The organism is Streptomyces sp. NPDC046465, assembly GCF_040646035.1.
Classification (GTDB): Bacteria; Actinomycetota; Actinomycetes; order Streptomycetales; family Streptomycetaceae; genus Streptomyces.
In genome coordinates this window covers 81,527-99,938 of the sequence record NZ_JBEYZK010000008.1, presented here as the reverse complement: position 1 = coordinate 99,938, position 18,412 = coordinate 81,527, and the positions used below count along the sequence as shown (strand labels likewise).

Sequence of the window (18,412 nt, the reverse complement as noted above, 5' to 3'; positions counted from 1 at the left end):
GCTCAGGGGCGCCCCTTCGTCACCGGCCGGTGTCAGGCTCTGTCAGGCGCCCGTGACGGCCTCCGCCGCCGCTTGGCCGCATACGCGCGACGCGCCCCGCGTGGCGATGTGGATCGCGCCGGTGGGGGCGGACTGCGGGACGCCCATCTCGACGACGACCGTGTCGGGGCGGGCCGAGACGAGCGTGGTCAGGGCGTCGGCCATCCACCCGTGGCGGTGGGCGTCGCGGACCACGGCCACGATGCGGCGCTCCCCCGCCGCCGCGAGGGCCCGGTCGCCCGAGCCGTCGCCGGAGAAGGTGCCGGACGTCGTGCCGGGGAAGCGGCGTTCCAGTTCGGCGGTGACGCCCCAGGGGGTCTCGTCGCCGACCGCGATGTTCGGGACCGGGGAGAAGGTGGCGACGTAGGGGGCCTCGCTGACCGGGGCGGCGTAGGTGTCGCCTCGGGTGACCGTCAGCGCGCGGCGTGCCGCGACCAGACCGATCCCGGTGTCGGGCGCGCCCCCCGAAAGATCGGTCGCGCCCGACACCGAGGCCCAGCCCGCCAGGGCGCGCACGCGGTCGGCCGCCTCGGCCAGCCGCTCCTCGGGCAGTTCGCCCGAGCGCACCGCGGCGACGAAGGCGTCCCGCAGCCGCAGCACGGTCCCCTCGTCGGAGGGGCCGCCGCCCGTGCAGATCGCGTCGGCGCCGGCGGCGATGGCGAGGACGCAGCCCCGCTCGAAGCCGTACGTACCGGCGATCGCCTGCATGTCCATGCCGTCGGTGACGATGAGTCCTTCGTAGCCGAACTCCTCGCGGAGCAGGCCGGTCAGGATGCGGCGGGAGAGCGTTCCGGGGTTGTCCGGGTCCAGGGCCGGGGCCAGCACGTGGGCGCTCATCACGGCCCGCGTGCCCGCGGCGATGGCCGCGCGGAACGGCGCCAGGTCACGGGAGTTCAGCACGTCCCGGTCGACGTCGATGACCGGCACGGAGTGGTGCGAGTCGATCGCCGTGTCGCCGTGGCCCGGGAAGTGCTTGGCGGACGTGGCGACGCCGGAGGACTGCATGCCCTCGACGTACGCGGCGGTGTGCCGGGCGACGAGGTCGGGGTCCGCGCCGAAGGAACGTACGCCGATGACGGGATTGTCGGGGTTGGCGTTGACGTCGGCCGACGGCGCCCAGTTGAGGTTGATGCCGCAGGCGGCCAGGCGGCGGCCGAGGTCTGCGGCCACCTCGCGGGTCAGCGCGGTGTCGTCGACGGCGCCGAGCGCGTGGTTGCCCGGGTAGGAGGAGCCGGTGCGCACCTCCAGGCGGGTGACGTCGCCGCTCTCCTCGTCGATGGCGATCAGGAGGTCGTCGCGCTCGGCGCGCAGCTGCGCGGTGAGGGCCGCGACCTGCTCGGCGGTCTGCACGTTGCGGCCGAACAGGCTGACGGAGGCGAGGCCTTCGCCGATCCGGCGGCGCAGCCAGTCCGGCACGGCGGTGGTGCCGTCGAAGCCGGGCTGCAGTACGGCGAGGGCGTTGCGGGTGAGGGTGTCACCGGCGTGCGTGAGTGTCGTCATGTGCGAGTTATCCCTTCACTGCGCCGTCGGTCAGGCCGGCCACGGCCTTGCGCTGCAGGAAGACGAAGAGGACGAGGATCGGGATGGCGAACAGGGAGGCGGCCGCCATGGTGGCGCCCCAGTCGTCGCCGAAGGCGGTCTGGAAGCTGGACAGCCAGATCGGCAGGGTCTTGGCGTCCGCTTCCTTGTTGAGCACGAGGGCCAGCGGGAACTCGTTCCAGGCGGTGATGAAGCCGAAGAGCGAGGTCGACATCAGGCCCGGGGCGAGCAGCGGCAGGATCACCCGGCGGAACGCCTGCATACGGGTGCAGCCGTCGACCATGGCGGACTCCTCCAGCTCCTTGGGCACGGCGGCGACGAAGCCGCGGAGCGTGAGGAGGGTGAAGGGCAGGATCATCACCATGTAGAAGAGGGTCAGCGGGACCAGGCTGTTCAGCATGTCCGCGTCGCGCACGATGATGTAGATCGCGATGACCATGACTTCCCACGGCGCCATCTGCGCCAGCATGAAGCCGATGATGAAGCCGCGCCGGCCCTTGAAGCGCATCCGGGCGAGGGCGAACGCCGCGGTCACGCCGATGATGAGCGAGAAGACGACCGCGAGGACCGTCACGATGAGGGAGTTGCCGACCATGGTCCAGAAGTGGTCGGCGTCGATCGCCTTCTTGAAGTGCTCAAGGGTGGCGTCGGTCGGGAACCAGACGGGGTCCTCGGCGATGATGTCGCCGGTCGGCTTGAAGGCCGTCGCGAACATCCAGTACACGGGGAAGACGCAGAAGACGAAGATGACGACGGCGGCCAGGTTGGGCCACAGCCGGCCCATCAGCGAGCGCTTCACAGCTCGTCCTCCTCTTGCTTGAGCACGATCCGCAGGTAGAACGAGGTGATGGCCAGCAGGATGATGATGGTGAGCAGCGCGATCGCGGCTCCCATGCCGAAGTGCTGGTTGCCCATGCCCTCGATGTAGGCGTAGACGGGAAGGATCTCGGTGAGCCGGTCGGGGCCGCCCTCGTTGATCGTGAAGACCTGGACGAACGCCTTGAAGACCCAGATGATCTCCAGGAACGTCGTGGCGTAGAGGAAGGGCCGCAGGTACGGCAGCGTGACCTGGGTGAACTGCTTCCAGGCGCCCGCGCCGTCCAGCGCGGCGGCCTCGTACACCTCCTTGGGGATGGTGGTCGTGGCGGCGTACAGGTTGATCGCCACGAAGGGGATGGACATCCAGACGATCAGGAGCAGGACGACGAAGAAGGTCGAGTACTGCGTGGCGAGCCAGTCGTGGTCGGCCATCGAATCGAAGCCGATCTTGGCGAGCACCCAGTTGACGACGCCGAAGCGCTGCGCGAACAGCCACTGGTAGACCGTGCTGGCCGCGACGACGGGCATCGCCCAGGCGAGCACGAGGCCGAGCAGGAGGAACGTGCGCATCTTCCGGCCGAGGCGCGCGAGCAGCAGTCCCACCAGCGTGCCGAGGACCATGATCAGCACGACGTTGACGGCGGTGAAGGCGACCGAGCGGCCGGTGACCCGCCAGAAGTCCTCGCCGGTGAGGACCTCCTTGTAGTTGTCGAATCCGTTCCACTCGGTCAAGTGCAGAATGAACTGCCGCATGTTGAGGTTCTGGAACGACAGCATCCCGTTGTTGACCAGCGGCCAGCCGAGCAGCAGCAGGGTGACGATGATCGCGGGGGCAAGGAGCAGATAGGGCGTGAGCCCGGCGAGACGCCCGGACTCCTTGCGTGGACCACTTGGTCGTGACCCGCCTGCCGGTGTCTGCACCTCCGTCGGGCCGGAGGGCGGCCGTTCGGTCTTCTGCACGGTCATGCTCGCCATCTCTTTCGTGGGCAACGCGAAGCGCCGGGATCAGCGCGGGGCGCCGGGATCAGCGCGGGCCGCCGGGTCCAGCGCGGGAGACGCTGTGGCAGCGCGGGAGACGCTGTGGGCAGCGCGGGGCGCCGGGATCAGCGCGGGGGACGCTGTGGGCAGCGCGGGAGAACGTGGGGTGCGCATGGTGACGCCGGGGGCAGCGGGGTCGTGTCACCCGCCGCCCCCGGCAGGGCACGCGTCCTTACTGCTTCTGCGACAGGCGCTTGTTGAGCTCGCCCTCGACCTGCTTGGCGGCGTCGGCAGGCGCCTTACCGTTGAGCACGGCGGTCATGTAGTTCTTGATCGGGTTCGGCGGGTTCTCGACCGCGCCCCACTCCGGGATCAGCGGGGTGATGCCGCCGCCGGGGGTGGCGGGCGTCATGGCCTTGGCGGCCGGGTTGCCCGCGAGGAAGGACCCGAGGGACTCCTTGTTCGGGATGACGCCACCGTCCTTGGCGAACTGCCCCTCGTACTTGTCGGACAGCGCGATCTTCAGGAACTCCTTGGCGAGCTCCTGCTTCTTGCTGGTCGCGGCGATGGCGAGGTTGGAGCCGCCGAGGAAGACACCCTCGGGCTTGTCCGCCGTGGCGCCCGGGATCGTGAAGTAGCCGATGTCCTTCTCGATCTTCTTGTCGGTCTTGATGGCCAGCGCGGCCTCCCACGGCATGGCGATCATCGCGCCGGTCTTGCCCTTGCCGAAGACCTCGCCCTGCTGCGGCGTGGCCTCGTCCTTGTTCTTGGGGGCCTTGGAGAGCTTCTGGAACTCCTGGTACGTCTTCATGGCCTTGGTGACCTTCGGGTCGCCCAGGTTGGAGACGTACTTGTCGCCGTCCTTCTTGACCAGCTCGGCGCCCTCACCGATGGTCAGGCCGACGAAGTGGTACCAGAACTGGCCCGGCATGTAGAGCGGCTCGGCGTCGGTCTTCGCGCCGATCTGCTTGAGGTCCTTGAGGAACTCTTCGCGGGTCTTGGGGGTCTTCTTGATGCCGGCGTCGGCCCAGATCTTCTTGTTGTAGATCACGACGCGGTTGAGGACGAACCACGGGGCGGCGTACTGCTTGCCGTCGATGACCGAGGCCTTGTTCATCGACTCGGTCCAGTCGGCGCCGATCGACTCCTTGAGGTCGCCGAGTTCGGCGAGGCCGCCGGTCTTGGCGTACGCGGCGGTCTGGGTGTTGCCGATCTCGAAGACGTCCGGCGGGTTCTCCTCGGAGAGGGCGGTGGTCAGCTTCTGCTGGATGCCGTTCCACTGCTGGACTTCGAACTTCAGCTTGGCGCCGGTCTTCTTCTCGAAGGCGGCCGTGACGTCCTTCTGCCACTGGTCGGGCGTCGAACCGTCCATCGCCCAGAGCGTCAGGGTCTCACCCTTGAAGCTGTCGGCCCCCCCGGCCTTCTTGTCGTCGTCGTCACTGCCGCACGCCGCGACCGAGACCAACATGCCCGCGACACCGATGGCCGCTATGAGCTTGCGCTTCACGTCACCCTCCTCAAGGGATGCCAGTCAACCCCCCACCCGCAGCGACCGAATGGACCGAGATCTGCCCGTGGGACTGGAACCTGGTCTTTAATGGTGTAGACCAGTACGGGGAGCTTGGCCTAGACCTTTAGGGGTGTCAAGGGTGTATAAGAAGGGCTGTCGCGTCCGTTATCGGACCGACACCTGAGCAGGCAGAGTCTGCTCGGCCCGTACCGTGCCACGATGTGAGCCGCGACAGACGGAGGAGCCGGTGACGGCAGCAGCACAGGAGCCGGGAAGGTCAATCATGGGCACCGAAGCGGGCAGCACAGGAGCCGATCTGGGCGTGCCCGCGGAGGGCTCCGGGGTCGGCCGCACCGCGCGCGTGCCCAAGTATTACCGCCTGAAGCGGCACCTGCTCGACATGACCGAAACGCTGCCGCCCGGCACCCCCGTCCCGCCGGAGCGCACGCTCGCCGCCGAGTTCGACACCTCCCGCACCACCGTGCGCCAGGCGCTGCAGGAGCTGGTCGTCGAGGGCCGCCTGGAGCGCATCCAGGGCAAGGGCACCTTCGTCGCCAAGCCCAAGGTGTCGCAGGCCCTCCAACTCACCTCGTACACCGAGGACATGAGGGCCCAGGGCCTTGAGCCGACCTCGCAGCTCCTCGACATCGGCTACATCACCGCCGACGACACCCTCGCGGGACTGCTCGACATCAGCGCCGGCGGCCGCGTGCTGCGCATCGAGCGGCTCCGGCTCGCCAACGGCGAGGCGATGGCCATCGAGACCACGCACCTGTCGGCGAAGCGCTTCCCGGCCCTGCGCCGCTCCCTGGTGAAGTACACCTCGCTCTACACGGCGCTCGCCGAGGTGTACGACGTGCATCTCGCGGAGGCCGAGGAGACCATCGAGACCTCGCTCGCCACCCCGCGCGAGGCGGGCCTGCTCGGCACCGACGTCGGCCTGCCGATGCTGCTGCTCTCGCGCCACTCGCTGGACGGCGGCGGCCAGCCGGTGGAGTGGGTGCGCTCCGTCTACCGCGGCGACCGGTACAAGTTCGTCGCCCGGCTCAAAAGACCCACCGACTGACGCTCAGAGCCACCGGCTGACGCTCTCCACCCGTCCGAGGTCTGGCGCGGCTCACGTCGCTGTTCTACGTTCCTCCCGTCATCGCCTGATGAACGGGAGGACGACCCGGTGCGCAGAGCGAACCCCCGATCCATCGTCATCTGGTCCCTCGTCGCGCTGGTCGGCGCCGCGGGCTGGACCGTCCTTGCCCTCGCCCGCGACGAGGAGGTGTCGGCCGCCTGGATGGTGGCGGCGGCCCTCGGCTCGTATGCCGTCGCGTACCGCTTCTACTCCAAGTTCATCGCCTACCGGGTCCTGAAGGTCGACAAGAAGCGGGCCACCCCGGCCGAACGGCTCGACAACGGCATCGACTTCCACCCGACCGACCGCCGGGTGCTGCTCGGCCACCACTTCGCGGCGATCGCGGGCGCCGGACCGCTGGTGGGCCCGGTCCTCGCCGCCCAGATGGGATATCTGCCCGGCACCATCTGGATCATCGTCGGCGTGATCCTCGCGGGCGCCGTGCAGGACATGGTCGTGCTGTTCTTCTCGACGCGGCGCGACGGCAAGTCGCTCGGGCAGATGGCGCGCGAGGAGATCGGCCCGTTCGGCGGGGCCGCCGCGCTGCTCGCCACCTTCGCCATCATGATCATCCTGCTCGGGGTGCTCGCGCTGGTCATCGTCAACGCGCTCGCCGAGTCGCCCTGGGGCACCTTCTCCATCGCGATGACCATCCCGATCGCCCTCCTCATGGGCTTCTACCTGCGGGTCCTTCGCCCCGGCCGGGTCAGCGAGGTCTCCCTGATCGGCGTCGCCCTGCTGTTGCTCGCGCTGGTCTCCGGGCGCTGGGTCGCCGAGTCCTCGCTCGCGGACACCTTCACGTTGGCGCCGTCGACGCTGGTGATCTGGCTGGTGGCGTACGGGTTCATCGCCTCGATCCTGCCGGTGTGGATGCTGCTCGCGCCGCGCGACTACCTCTCCACCTTCATGAAGATCGGCACCATCCTGCTGCTCGCGCTCGGCGTCGTGATCACCCTGCCGACGCTGAAGATGGACCCGGTGACCGACTTCGCCTCGCGCGGCGACGGCCCGGTCTTCGCGGGCTCGCTCTTCCCCTTCGTCTTCATCACCATCGCCTGCGGCGCACTCTCCGGCTTCCATGTGCTCATCTCCTCGGGCACGACGCCGAAGATGATCCAGAAGGAGACGCAGGTCCGGATGATCGGCTACGGCTCCATGCTGATGGAGTCGTCCGTCGCGGTCATGGCGCTCGTCGCGGCCTCGGTCATCGACCCGGGCCTGTACTTCGCGATGAACGCACCGGCCGGTGTGGTCGGCCAGACCGTCCAGGAGGCCTCGAAGGCGGTCGCGGGCTTCGGGTACTCCATCTCCCCGGCCGATCTGGCGCAGGCCGCCAAGGACGTCGAGGAGTCCTCGCTGCTCTCGCGCACCGGCGGCGCGCCCACGCTCGCGGTCGGCGTCTCGGAGATCTTCTCGAAGGTCACCGGCGGCTCGCTGCGGGCCTTCTGGTATCACTTCGCGATCATGTTCGAGGCGCTGTTCATCCTGACGGCGCTCGACGCGGGCACGCGCGTGGGCCGCTTCATGCTGCAAGACATGCTCGGGAACGTCTACAAGCCCTTCAAAAACCTGAGCTGGAAGCCGGGACTGCTCCTGACCAGCGCGGCGGTCACCGGTCTGTGGGGCTACTTCCTGTGGGTGGGCGTGCACGAGCCGCTCGGCGGCATCAACCAGCTCTTCCCGGTCTTCGGCATCGCCAACCAGCTCCTCGCCGCCGTCGCCCTCGCCGTCTGCACCACGCTGCTCGTGAAGTCCGGGCGTCTCAAGTGGGCCTGGATCACCGGGATCCCGCTCGCCTGGGACGCGACGGTGACGCTCACCGCGAGCTGGCAGAAGGTGTTCTCGAGCGATCCGCGCGTCGGCTTCTTCCAGCAGCGCGCGAACTACCAGGACGCCATCGACGAGGGCAAGGTCCTGCCGCCCGCCAAGTCGATGGATGACATGCACACCGTCGTCACCAACTCCACGGTGGACGGCGTCCTTTCGGCGGCGCTCGCGCTGCTCGTCGTCATCGTGATCCTGGACGCGGCACGGGTGTGCATCAAGCACGTCCGCGCTCCCGGAGCCACTCGCCTGAAGGAAGCGCCGTACGTGGAGTCGAAGTTGACCGCGCCTGCCGGGCTCTTCGCGACCAGCGAGGAGAAGCGGGAGGCACGGGAGGCCCAAGAGGCGCAGGAGGCTTCCCGGGAACAGCGGGCCGCCGCCGGGCCCGGGGCCGGGGCGTCCTCGTGACGGCGCTGCTGCTGCGGGGCATGCGCTGGATGCGCTGGTACGTCAGGGAGTTGACCGACGAGTCGGCGTACGAACGGTACGTGGCTCATATGCGCGCGGACCATCCCACCGCAACCGTCCCCAGCCGCCGCACTTTTGAGCGCATGCGGACAGACCTCCAGGAGTCGGACCCCCGTCAGGGGTTCCGCTGCTGCTGAGCAGGGACATTCACCCGTCCGTTATCCGGACGGGGGTTCCATACCGCGAGACTGTGGCTTAGATTTCCCGCACGTTAAGCATGGGATAAGTGAGGGAACGGAGCCGCGATATGTCAGATGCGCCTGAAGTGAACAGACCGGTCGTCACACCGGTCCGCGTGGTCATCGCCGTCTGTCTCGTCGCGCCCTTCGTGGCGATGCTGTGGGTGAGCTCCTACGCCAAGGTGGACCCGACCTTGATCGGCATTCCGTTCTTCTACTGGTACCAGATGCTGTGGGTGCTCATCTCCACGGCGCTCACGATGATCGCGTACAAGCTGTGGCAGCGTGACCAGCGCGCCCGCAAGGCCGAGCAGGCCCAGGGGGGTGCCGGACAGTGACCACACTCGCATCGGGAACGGGCGGCGTGAACGGCATCGCCCTCGCCGTCTTCATCTTCTTCTTCGTGGCCGTCACGGCGATGGGCTTCCTGGCCGCGCGCTGGCGCAAGGCCGAGACCGAGAGCCTGGACGAATGGGGCCTCGGCGGCCGGTCGTTCGGCACCTGGGTCACCTGGTTCCTGCTCGGCGGCGACCTCTACACCGCTTATACGTTCGTGGCCGTCCCCGCGGCGATCTACGCGGCAGGCGCGGCGGGCTTCTTCGCGGTGCCGTACACGATCCTCGTCTATCCGCTGATCTTCACCTTCCTGCCGCGCCTCTGGTCGGTCTCGCACAAGCACGGATACGTGACCACGTCCGACTTCGTGCGCGGACGGTTCGGCTCGAAGGGGCTCTCGCTGGCCGTCGCGGTCACCGGCATCCTCGCCACGATGCCGTACATCGCGCTCCAGCTGGTCGGCATCCAGGCCGTGCTCGACGTCATGGGCGTCGGCGGCGGTCCCGACACCAACTGGTTCATCAAGGACCTGCCGCTCCTCATCGCGTTCGCGGTGCTCGCCGCGTACACGTACTCGTCCGGTCTGCGCGCGCCCGCACTGATCGCGTTCGTGAAGGACGGCCTGATCTATCTCGTCATCGCCGTCGCCATCATCTACATCCCGATCAAGCTCGGCGGCTTCGACGAGATCTTCCGGGCGGCGAGTGACAAGTTCTCGGCGTCGAACGAGGCGGCGGGCAAGCCCGTCGCGGGTCTCGCGCCCGGACAGAGCGGACAGTGGACCTACGCGACGCTCGCGCTCGGCTCCGCGCTCGCCCTGTTCATGTACCCGCACTCGATCACGGCGACGCTCTCCTCCAAGAGCCGCAACGTGATCCGCCGCAACACCACCATCCTGCCGCTCTACTCGCTGATGCTCGGCCTGCTCGCGCTGCTCGGGTTCATGGCGATCGCGGCCGGGGTGAAGGTGGAGAACGGTCAGCTGGCGATTCCGCAGCTGTTCGAGAACATGTTCCCCGACTGGTTCACGGGCGTCGCGTTCGCCGCCATCGGCATCGGCGCGCTCGTCCCCGCCGCGATCATGTCGATCGCGGCCGCGAATCTCTTCACCCGCAACATCTACAAGGACTTCCTCAAGCCGGACGCGACACCGCAGCAGGAGATGAAGGTCTCCAAGCTGGTCTCGCTCCTGGTGAAGGTCGGCGCGCTCGCCTTCGTCCTCACCATGGACAAGACGGTCGCGATCAACTTCCAGCTGCTCGGCGGCATCTGGATCCTGCAGACGATGCCCGCGCTGGTCGGCGGCCTCTTCACCCGGTGGTTCCACCGCTGGGCGCTGCTCGCCGGCTGGGCGGTCGGCATGGCCTACGGAACGCTCGCCGCGTACGGCGTCGCGTCGCCGACCCAGAAGCACTTCGGCGGCTCGTCCGACGAGATCCCCGGCATCGGCGAGATCGGCTACATCGGCCTGACCGCGTTCGTCCTGAACGTGGTCGTGACCGTGGTCCTCACCTTCGTCCTGAAGGCGCTGAAGGCCCCCGACGGCATCGACGAGACCTCCCCGGAGGACTACACGGCCGACGCGGGCGACCCCGGCGTCGTACAGGAGCTGCCGACGGCGACCGCGGGCGCCGGGCACTGAGTCCCGCCCCCCTTCCGCCAGTAACAGGGACCCGCACGTGACAGGGGCCGCCGGAAAACCGGCGGCCCTTTGCCGTGCCCGTGTTGCACACTGCGCTGCATGGACATCACCATCAGGCGGGCACGCCCCGAGGAGTACGAGACGCTGGGCGACCTCACCGCGCAGGCCTATCTCGACGGCGGGCATCTGGATCACGGGGCGGCGGACCGGTATCTGCACGTGCTGCGGGACGTGGCGGGGCGCGCGGCGCACGCCGAGATCCTGGTGGCCGCGGCGGACGGCGGGGCGCCCCACGCCCTCCTGGGCGGCGTGACGTTCGTGCCGTCCGGCGGCCCCATGGCCGACATCGCACGGGACGGCGAGACGGAGATCCGCATGCTGGCGGTCTCGCCTACGGCGCGCGGCCGCGGCGTCGGCGAACTCCTGGTGCGCGGCTGCGTCGAACGGTCCAGGGAAGCGGGCCGGACCCGGCTCGTCCTGTCCTCCTCGCCCTCCATGCGGACCGCCCACCGGCTCTACGAACGCCTCGGCTTCGCACGGGCCCCGGAGCGCGACTGGTACCCGATCCCCGGCCTCCCGCTGCTCGCCTACGCATTGACACTCTAGGGGCCACCGTCCGGGCCCGCCTCGCGATCCGACACAAGATGTGGGCCTGCTTCAGTAGTGCGACACAAGATGTATGCTCGTGCTCGCTGTCGCCGCAGGGGAATCCGGTGCAAGTCCGGAACTGTCCCGCAACGGTAGACGTGTACGCATTTGTCGTACGCGGAGTCCGAAGACCTGCCGCAGCGCACCCGTGTCGTCCGGCCCGGGTGCCGACCGTCCGGGCCTCGTGGAATGGGCCGGTGGACGCGGTGTGCCGCCCTGCCCGGGTGTGCCCGTGTGTACCGATCTCTCCCTCAGGCCCCGGAGCCGAGCGAGGGAGAGCTCCACGTGACCATCGCGCCTGCCGAACCTGCGTCAGTGCTGGCATCGCGGCCCAGTGACAGCGCTGAAAGCCCCGAGGGTAACGACGCGCCGGGGACCGCGCTGCTGCGCACCCTGACCGACCTCACCGCCGACCTCCCCGACGCCGATCCCGGCCGGGTGGCGGCCGCCGCGCTGCGCGGCCGGTCGGCCAGGGCCGACGAGAGCGAGCTCAGGGAGCTCGCGACCGAGGCGGCCGCGGGGCTCATCTCCGAGGACCCGGCGTACTCCAAGCTCGCCGCCCGGCTGCTCTCCCTCTCCATCACCGCCGAGGCCGCCTCGCAGGGCGTGCGCTCCTTCACGCAGTCGATCGCGGTCGGCCACCGCGAGGGCCTGATCGCCGACCGCACCGCCTCCTTCGTGACCGCGCACGCTCCCCGGCTCGACGCGCTCGTGGAGAGCGCGCTCGCCGACGGCGCCGACTTCCGCTTCGGCTACTTCGGCCTGCGCACGCTGCACAGCCGCTACCTGTTGCGCCACCCGATCACCCGGCACGTCATCGAGACGCCGCAGCACTTCATGCTGCGCGTGGCGAGCGGCCTGGCCGAGACCGACTGGGACACCGCGAGCGACAGCTCCCGCGCGGTCGACGAAGTCGCCTCGCTGTACGGCCTGATGAGCCGCCTGGACTACCTGCCGTCCTCGCCGACGCTCTTCAACTCCGGCACCCGCCACCCGCAGATGTCCTCCTGCTACCTCCTCGACTCCCCGCAGGACGAGCTCGACTCGATCTACGACCGCTACCACCAGGTCGCACGGCTCTCCAAGCACGCGGGCGGCATCGGCCTCTCGTACTCCCGCATCCGTTCGCGCGGTTCGCTGATCCGCGGCACGAACGGGCACTCCAACGGCATCGTGCCGTTCCTGAAGACCCTGGACGCCTCGGTCGCCGCGGTGAACCAGGGCGGGCGGCGCAAGGGCGCGGCCGCGGTCTACCTGGAGACCTGGCACTCCGACATCGAGGAGTTCCTGGAGCTGCGCGACAACACCGGTGAGGACGCGCGCCGCACGCACAACCTCAACCTCGCGCACTGGATCCCGGACGAGTTCATGCGCCGGGTCGCCGCCGACCGGGAGTGGTCGCTGTTCTCGCCGTCCGACGTGCCCGAGCTCGTCGACCTGTGGGGCGATGAGTTCGACGCGGCCTACCGCAAGGCCGAGGCCGCGGGGCTCGCCAAGAAGACGATGTCGGCCCGCGACCTCTACGGCCGCATGATGCGCACCCTCGCGCAGACCGGCAACGGCTGGATGACGTTCAAGGACGCCGCCAACCGCACCGCGAACCAGACCGCCGAGCCCGGCCACACCGTGCACTCCTCCAACCTCTGCACGGAGATCCTGGAGGTGACGGACGACGGCGAGACGGCCGTCTGCAACCTCGGCTCGGTCAACCTCGGCGCGTTCGTGGAAAACGGCGACCTCGCGTGGGACCGGCTCGACGAGACCGTCCGTACCGCCGTCACCTTCCTCGACCGCGTCGTCGACATCAACTTCTACCCGACCGAGCAGGCCGGCCGCTCCAACGCCAGGTGGCGCCCGGTGGGCCTCGGCGCGATGGGTCTGCAAGACGTCTTCTTCCAGCTGAAGCTCCCCTTCGACTCCCCCGAGGCGCGGGCGCTCTCCACGCGGATCGCCGAGCGCATCATGCTCGCCGCGTACGAGACCTCCGCGGACCTCGCCGAGCGCAGCGGCCCGCTGCCCGCCTGGGAGAAGACCCGCACCGCGCGCGGCGTCCTGCACCCCGACCACTACGACGTCGAGCTGGCCTGGCCGGAGCGCTGGGCGGCGCTGCGGGAACGTATCGCCGTGACCGGCATGCGCAATTCGCTGCTGCTCGCCATCGCGCCGACCGCCACCATCGCGTCCATCGCGGGCGTCTACGAGTGCATCGAGCCGCAGGTCTCCAACCTCTTCAAGCGCGAGACCCTGTCGGGTGAGTTCCTCCAGGTCAACGCCTACCTGGTCCAGGAGCTGAAGCGGCTCGGGATGTGGGACGCGCAGACCCGCGAGGCGCTGCGCGAGGCCAGCGGCTCGGTGCAGGGATTCGACTGGATCCCCGCGGAGGTGCGCGCGCTCTACCGCACGGCGTGGGAGCTCCCGCAGCGCGGCCTGATCGACATGGCCGCCGCGCGGACCCCCTTCCTCGACCAGGCGCAGTCGCTCAACCTCTTCCTGGAGACGCCGACCATCGGCAAGCTCTCCTCGATGTACGCCTACGCCTGGCAGCAGGGTCTGAAGACCACGTACTACCTGCGCTCGCGCCCCGCGACGCGCATCGCGCGCGCGGCGGGCGGCTCGAACGCGGCCGCCACCGCCCCCGCCCCCGTCCCCGCCCAGGCCACGGCCGAAGAAGCCGTCGCCTGCTCCCTGGAAAACCCCGAGTCCTGCGAGGCCTGCCAGTAATGAGCTCCACGACACACAGCGAGAAGAACCTCCTCGACCCGGGCTTCGAGCTGACCCTGCGTCCCATGCGCTACCCGGACTTCTACGAGCGCTACCGGGACGCGATCAAGAACACCTGGACCGTGGAGGAGGTCGACCTCCACTCCGACGTCGCCGACCTCGCCAAGCTCTCGCCCGGCGAGCAGCACATGATCGGCCGCCTGGTGGCGTTCTTCGCGACCGGCGACTCGATCGTCTCCAACAACCTCGTGCTCACGCTCTACAAGCACATCAACTCCCCCGAGGCGCGGCTCTACTTGAGCCGTCAGCTCTTCGAGGAGGCCGTGCACGTCCAGTTCTATCTGACGCTGCTCGACACCTATCTGCCCGACCCGGAGGACCGCGCGGCGGCCTTCGACGCGGTCGAGGAGATCCCCTCCATCCGCGAGAAGGCCGAGTTCTGCTTCAAGTGGATGGACTCGGTCGACAAGCTGGACCAGCTGGAGAGCCAGGCCGACCGGCGCCGCTTCCTGCTGAACCTGATCTGCTTCGCCGCGTGCATCGAGGGCCTCTTCTTCTACGGTGCCTTCGCCTACGTCTACTGGTTCCGCTCGCGCGGTCTGCTGCACGGCCTCGCCACCGGCACCAACTGGGTGTTCCGCGACGAGACGATGCACATGAGCTTCGCCTTCGACGTCGTCGACACCGTCCGCAAGGAGGAGCCCGAGCTCTTCGACGACGCGCTGCAGCAGCAGGTCACCGACATGCTCAAGGAGGCCGTCGAGGCCGAGCTGCAGTTCGCGCGGGACCTGTGCGGCGAGGGCCTGCCCGGCATGAACACCGACTCGATGCGCGAGTACCTGCAGTGCGTCGCCGACCAGCGGCTACAGCGGCTCGGGTTCGCGCCGGTCTACGGATCGGAGAACCCGTTCTCCTTCATGGAGCTCCAGGGAGTCCAGGAGCTGACCAACTTCTTCGAGCGGCGTCCTTCGGCCTACCAGGTCGCGGTCGAGGGCTCGGTCTCCTTCGACGACGAGTTCTAGCCTGCCCCCCGGCGCACCCTGGTGTGCCCGTCCCGTCCGGTGCGACGGGGCGGGCACTCTCGTGTGCTCAGCGCGGCTGGGCCCGCAGGACGAGCCGCTTGGGGTGGAGGGTGATGCCGACCCGGGTGCCGGTGTCGGTCTCCTCGACCCGCTCCAGGCGCCACTTCGGGACCACCGTCCCCAGGATCAGGGCGAGTTCGGCCAGGCTGAAGTGGTCGCCGGGGCACTTCCGGTTGCCGACGCCGAACGGCATCATCGCGAAGTCCGGTACGTCGGCCGCGCGTTCCGGATTCCAGCGGTCCGGGTCGAACTCGAGGTGCCGCTCGAAGGAACGCGGGTCGCGCTGCATCGCGTAGACGCTGTAGACGATGTCCGCGTCCGCTGGAATCGAATAGCCGCCCAGCTCGGTTTCGGCCACGGACCGGCGGGTGAATATCCAGGCGGCCGGCCGTATACGCATCGCCTCGGTGACGACATTGCGGGTGTGCGGCAGGTCTGCCAGATCGGCGAATGTGATCGCCCGATCCGGCGCCACGGCATTTACCTCTTCAACCAACCGCCTTTCCTGCTCGGGGTGTTCGGTGAGCAGATGGAAGGTCCACGCCAGCGTCGACGCCACATTCTCCGCACCCGCCACGACGAGCGATACCACGTTGTCGTGGATCTCCTGGTCGGCTATGGGCTCACCGGCTTCGTCCCTGGCCCGCAGCAATTCGGCGAGCAGGTCCTCGGGGCCGCCGGGCCCGGCCGCGCGGCGTTCCGCGATGATCTCGTCCACGAGCGCGTGAAGATCGGCGAGGGCACGCTCGAACCGTCGGTTGGCCGGGGTCGGCACGCGGTAGAGCGGGCCGACCGAGAGCACCATCCGGCGGTAGAGCCCCTCGAACACGGTGTGCAGCGAATCGGCGATGCGGTCCGCCTTCTCACCGATCGAGTCGACCTCCAGGAGCGAGCGCGAGACGATGCGCACGGCGGTGCGGAACATCTCCGCGCTCACGTCGACCTCGCCGCCCGGCTGCCAGCGGGCCGCCGTGGCGCGCGCCTCCTCCTCCATCACCTTGGCGTAGTCGGCGATCCGCTCGGGCCGGAACGCGGGCTGCATCGTGCGCCGCTGGCGCCGGTGCAGCTTGCCGTTGCTGGTCGCCACGCCCTTGCCGAGGAGCACCTCCAGGGTGTCCCAGAGCGGTCCGCCGACGATGTAGCCGGGGTCCTTCAGGAGGGCGCCGACCAGCTCCGGGGCGCACACCGCGTACGCCGTCCTCGGCCCCAGCCTGATCCGTACGAGATCCCCGTGGTCGCGCAGCGCGGCGAGGAAGCCGAGAGGGTCGCGCACCAGTTTCCAGGCGTGGCCGAGCAGGGGCACGCCGCCCCGGACGAGGGGCGGGGTGCGCAGCGGGTCGGGGCCCGATGTGGCCGATGCGGGTATCGCGGATTCGACGCTCATTCTTCACCCACCAGTTCGTTTTCCGCCAGGCCGTCTTCCGTCACATACGGGGGCATGGACCTGTCGTCCCAGCTGTCCACCCGATAGCGGCCGGATTCGTGATGAAACCAGTACACGGAAGAGAACCAGTTCCGCATATTGAAGACACACGATTTCACCGCGTCCGAGAGTTCCCTGCCGCGTTCGCTTCCGTCCACCAATTCATCGGCGAGCAGGAGCACTTCGTGCTCGGCCTCCATGAATTCCTGGACGCATTGGCTCACGCGTCTGTGGACTTCGCGCACCGCCTCCTCCAGCGTCATTCCCTCGTGGTGGATGAGGCTGATACCGAGATTGTGCAGCTCGTCTCCCGCGAGCTCCTTCGGCAGTGAGCACAGGTCGTTGTACCAGGCCGAGAAATCCTGGGTCGCCAGTGCCGCCCGCCGGTATGCGGGGTGTTTCCTTATGGAGCCCGGCAGTTCGCGCCGTGCGGTGGGTTCGAGGAGGTCGATCCACGCCCAGTGCGCGAACGTGAGGCGGCGCAGCTCGACGTACACCTCGACCGTGGGCACCCTGCCGAGGGCCCGGTTCCTGAACTCCTGGTCGTACGCCTCGATCACCGGGTGGAAGTGCCGGGCGAACCGGGCGTTCCAGCTGGGGCCGAGGAAGGAGTACAGGCGCCGGACGCAGTCCGCGAACCCGGCGACCAACGGGTCCTTGTGGTGCAGGTACTGCCGGGGGTCGTTCAGGGTGCCGTGCAGGCCTCGGCACAGCCGCCGCCACTGTGCCGTCCTGCCGTGCACCGAGTCCCTGTCGTGCCGGTCGTCCCACGCGAAGAACCAGCTGCTGAGATCGGCTATCGCGCTGAGCAACTCGTCCGGCGCGCCAATGTAGTAGCCGGCGACCAGGTCGGTGTAGCAGAGGCTGTCCGCGTACCGTTCGACCTTGTCCGGGGGCATCAGGCGCATTTCGCGCAGCCATGTCCTGGACTTCTCCTGAAGCTTTGGCCAATACGGGTGCAGACGGCGAGGGAACGTGGCTTCGATCACCGGAACGGCCAGCGCCGGTGGGATGGTGACCCCCGGTGTGCGTGGCTGTGTGTGTGGTTGTGTCTGTGAAGTGCTTCCGGAATATGCAGGCACGAACGAGCCCCTTTCGACCGCCTGAGGACACGCGCCCCTCCCGCCGTGCCGGGCGCGCGCCGTTGCGTATCCCCGCGCTTTCCATTCAGCACCACAACTGACCGTTCAGGGAACAGATTTGCGCCATTCACTACCCCCCAGTGCCGAGAACATCCCCGTACGTGACTGAATATGGATCACTGGCAGCCTGTTTTGCTCGCACTGACGAGCGGTTCACGCCGATTCATGCCAACGGCCCCTGGTCAGGGGCTAGTTCCCGACCAGGGGCCGCTCGTGTCACGCGGTACCCACGCCTCTCAGGCGGCGCGTGCGTCAGTCATTCGCCACCACGGGGTAGCGCGGGGTGCCCTCTTCCATCTGCCGCAGTGCGTCCTTGCGCTCCCGCTTGGAGAGGCGGTCGATGTAGAGGTATCCGTACAGGTGGTCGGTCTCGTGCTGCAGGCAGCGCGCGAAGTAACCGGTGCCGCGCACCTTGATGGGGTTGCCCTTCTCGTCCTGGCCCGTCACCTCGGCGTAGTCCGGGCGGGCCAGCGGGGCGTACGCCGTCGGGACGGAGAGGCAGCCCTCGCCCGAGTCGTCGAGGCTGCGCCGCTCGGCGGGCAGGTCCTGGAGCACCGGGTTGCAGATCACGCCGACGTGACGCACGCCGTCGTCGTCCATGCAGTCGTAGACGAAGGCCTTCAGGTCGACGCCGACCTGGTTGGCGGCCACGCCCACGCCCTGCGCGACGCGCTGCGTGGCGAACATGTCGTCGACCAGCTTCGACAGCTCGTCGTCGAAGGCCGTGACGTCCTTGCACTCCTTGTGCAGCACCGGGTTGCCGACGACCGTGATCGGCCGGGACGTGCCGCGCTCGCGGTAGGCCGTCTCGCGTGCCTCGCAGTCCTCGGTGTCGATGACGAAGCCCTCGTCGTCGACGGGGAGGACCCCGTCGCCGCCGATGGCCTGCTGCTCAGTGTCCTGCGCCATGTCCGCCGTACGCCTTCCGTGTAACCC

15 protein-coding genes and 1 riboswitch are annotated in these 18,412 nt (G+C 68.8%); of the genes, 8 read left to right on the top strand and 7 right to left on the bottom strand.

Going from position 1 to position 18,412, the window contains the following annotated elements; genetic code table 11:
- Positions 1-42 precede the first annotated feature (42 nt).
- The 4 genes from ABZ953_RS14425 to ABZ953_RS14410 all read right to left on the bottom strand — a co-directional run bounded on the left by ABZ953_RS14425 (position 43) and on the right by ABZ953_RS14410 (position 4,882).
- Positions 43-1,539 (bottom strand): glycoside hydrolase family 3 protein, encoded by a 1,497-nt coding sequence (locus ABZ953_RS14425; RefSeq protein ID WP_361722180.1) that lies wholly within the window; start codon positions 1,537-1,539, stop codon positions 43-45.
- Positions 1,540-1,546: 7 nt separating this feature from the next.
- The gene (locus tag ABZ953_RS14420; protein WP_361722177.1) at positions 1,547-2,377 is read right to left on the bottom strand and encodes a carbohydrate ABC transporter permease; all 831 of its coding nucleotides are present in this window, start codon (positions 2,375-2,377) and stop codon (positions 1,547-1,549) included.
- Positions 2,374-3,363: a sugar ABC transporter permease gene (locus ABZ953_RS14415; RefSeq protein WP_361722174.1), complete on the bottom strand. Its 990-nt coding sequence runs from the start codon at positions 3,361-3,363 to the stop codon at positions 2,374-2,376. Before ABZ953_RS14415 ends, ABZ953_RS14420 begins: the two co-directional genes overlap by 4 nt.
- Positions 3,364-3,607: 244 nt before the next feature.
- Positions 3,608-4,882: an extracellular solute-binding protein gene (locus ABZ953_RS14410; RefSeq protein ID WP_361722171.1), complete on the bottom strand. Its 1,275-nt coding sequence runs from the start codon at positions 4,880-4,882 to the stop codon at positions 3,608-3,610.
- Positions 4,883-5,168: 286 nt separating this feature from the next.
- On the opposite strand from ABZ953_RS14410, the gene ABZ953_RS14405 reads away from it, so the two are divergent.
- The 8 genes from ABZ953_RS14405 (at position 5,169) to ABZ953_RS14370 (ending at position 14,851) form a co-directional block, all read left to right on the top strand.
- Positions 5,169-5,951, top strand: a complete 783-nt coding sequence (locus tag ABZ953_RS14405) for a GntR family transcriptional regulator (RefSeq protein WP_361722168.1) — start codon at positions 5,169-5,171, stop codon at positions 5,949-5,951.
- Positions 5,952-6,059: 108 nt separating this feature from the next.
- The gene (locus ABZ953_RS14400) at positions 6,060-8,243 is read left to right on the top strand and encodes a carbon starvation CstA family protein (RefSeq protein ID WP_361722166.1); all 2,184 of its coding nucleotides are present in this window, start codon (positions 6,060-6,062) and stop codon (positions 8,241-8,243) included.
- Positions 8,244-8,263: 20 nt separating this feature from the next.
- Complete coding sequence (locus ABZ953_RS14395) at positions 8,264-8,440, top strand: YbdD/YjiX family protein (protein WP_361722750.1); 177 nt, start codon at positions 8,264-8,266, stop codon at positions 8,438-8,440.
- Between the two features lie 110 nt (positions 8,441-8,550).
- Positions 8,551-8,820: a DUF3311 domain-containing protein gene (locus ABZ953_RS14390; protein WP_361722163.1), complete on the top strand. Its 270-nt coding sequence runs from the start codon at positions 8,551-8,553 to the stop codon at positions 8,818-8,820.
- Positions 8,817-10,460, top strand: coding sequence for a monocarboxylate uptake permease MctP (gene mctP, locus ABZ953_RS14385; RefSeq protein WP_361722160.1), 1,644 nt, complete (start codon positions 8,817-8,819; stop codon positions 10,458-10,460). Before ABZ953_RS14390 ends, mctP begins: the two co-directional genes overlap by 4 nt.
- 99 nt (positions 10,461-10,559) lie before the next feature.
- Positions 10,560-11,066 carry a GNAT family N-acetyltransferase gene (locus ABZ953_RS14380; RefSeq protein WP_361722157.1) on the top strand — a complete coding sequence of 169 codons (507 nt, stop codon included), beginning with the start codon at positions 10,560-10,562 and terminating at the stop codon, positions 11,064-11,066.
- Positions 11,067-11,129: 63 nt separating this feature from the next.
- Positions 11,130-11,263, top strand: a riboswitch (cobalamin riboswitch).
- Positions 11,264-11,393: 130 nt separating this feature from the next.
- Positions 11,394-13,829 carry a ribonucleoside-diphosphate reductase subunit alpha gene (locus ABZ953_RS14375; RefSeq protein ID WP_361722154.1) on the top strand — a complete coding sequence of 812 codons (2,436 nt, stop codon included), beginning with the start codon at positions 11,394-11,396 and terminating at the stop codon, positions 13,827-13,829.
- Entirely contained in the window at positions 13,829-14,851 is a 1,023-nt protein-coding gene (locus tag ABZ953_RS14370; protein WP_361722151.1) for a ribonucleotide-diphosphate reductase subunit beta, read from the top strand. Before ABZ953_RS14375 ends, ABZ953_RS14370 begins: the two co-directional genes overlap by 1 nt.
- Before the next feature lie 67 nt (positions 14,852-14,918).
- On the opposite strand, the gene ABZ953_RS14365 is transcribed toward ABZ953_RS14370, so the two are convergent.
- The 3 genes from ABZ953_RS14365 to def all read right to left on the bottom strand — a co-directional run bounded on the left by ABZ953_RS14365 (position 14,919) and on the right by def (position 18,385).
- Positions 14,919-16,295, bottom strand: coding sequence for a cytochrome P450 (locus ABZ953_RS14365; protein WP_361722148.1), 1,377 nt, complete (start codon positions 16,293-16,295; stop codon positions 14,919-14,921).
- Complete coding sequence (gene cyc1, locus ABZ953_RS14360) at positions 16,292-17,416, bottom strand: epi-isozizaene synthase (protein WP_361722145.1); 1,125 nt, start codon at positions 17,414-17,416, stop codon at positions 16,292-16,294. Before cyc1 ends, ABZ953_RS14365 begins: the two co-directional genes overlap by 4 nt.
- A 312-nt stretch (positions 17,417-17,728) precedes the next feature.
- Positions 17,729-18,385 (bottom strand): peptide deformylase, encoded by a 657-nt coding sequence (gene def, locus ABZ953_RS14355; RefSeq protein ID WP_361722142.1) that lies wholly within the window; start codon positions 18,383-18,385, stop codon positions 17,729-17,731.
- Positions 18,386-18,412: the final 27 nt, after the last annotated feature.

Coding starts and splice junctions, on each gene's coding strand:
- ABZ953_RS14405 (WP_361722168.1), top strand. CDS start 5,169: ATGGGCACCGAAGCGGGCAGCACAGGAGCCGATCTGGGCGTGCCCGCG.
- ABZ953_RS14425 (WP_361722180.1), bottom strand. CDS start 1,539: ATGACGACACTCACGCACGCCGGTGACACCCTCACCCGCAACGCCCTC.
- ABZ953_RS14365 (WP_361722148.1), bottom strand. CDS start 16,295: ATGAGCGTCGAATCCGCGATACCCGCATCGGCCACATCGGGCCCCGAC.
- ABZ953_RS14415 (WP_361722174.1), bottom strand. CDS start 3,363: ATGACCGTGCAGAAGACCGAACGGCCGCCCTCCGGCCCGACGGAGGTG.
- ABZ953_RS14370 (WP_361722151.1), top strand. CDS start 13,829: ATGAGCTCCACGACACACAGCGAGAAGAACCTCCTCGACCCGGGCTTC.
- ABZ953_RS14395 (WP_361722750.1), top strand. CDS start 8,264: ATGCGCTGGATGCGCTGGTACGTCAGGGAGTTGACCGACGAGTCGGCG.
- ABZ953_RS14380 (WP_361722157.1), top strand. CDS start 10,560: ATGGACATCACCATCAGGCGGGCACGCCCCGAGGAGTACGAGACGCTG.
- def (WP_361722142.1), bottom strand. CDS start 18,385: ATGGCGCAGGACACTGAGCAGCAGGCCATCGGCGGCGACGGGGTCCTC.
- ABZ953_RS14390 (WP_361722163.1), top strand. CDS start 8,551: ATGTCAGATGCGCCTGAAGTGAACAGACCGGTCGTCACACCGGTCCGC.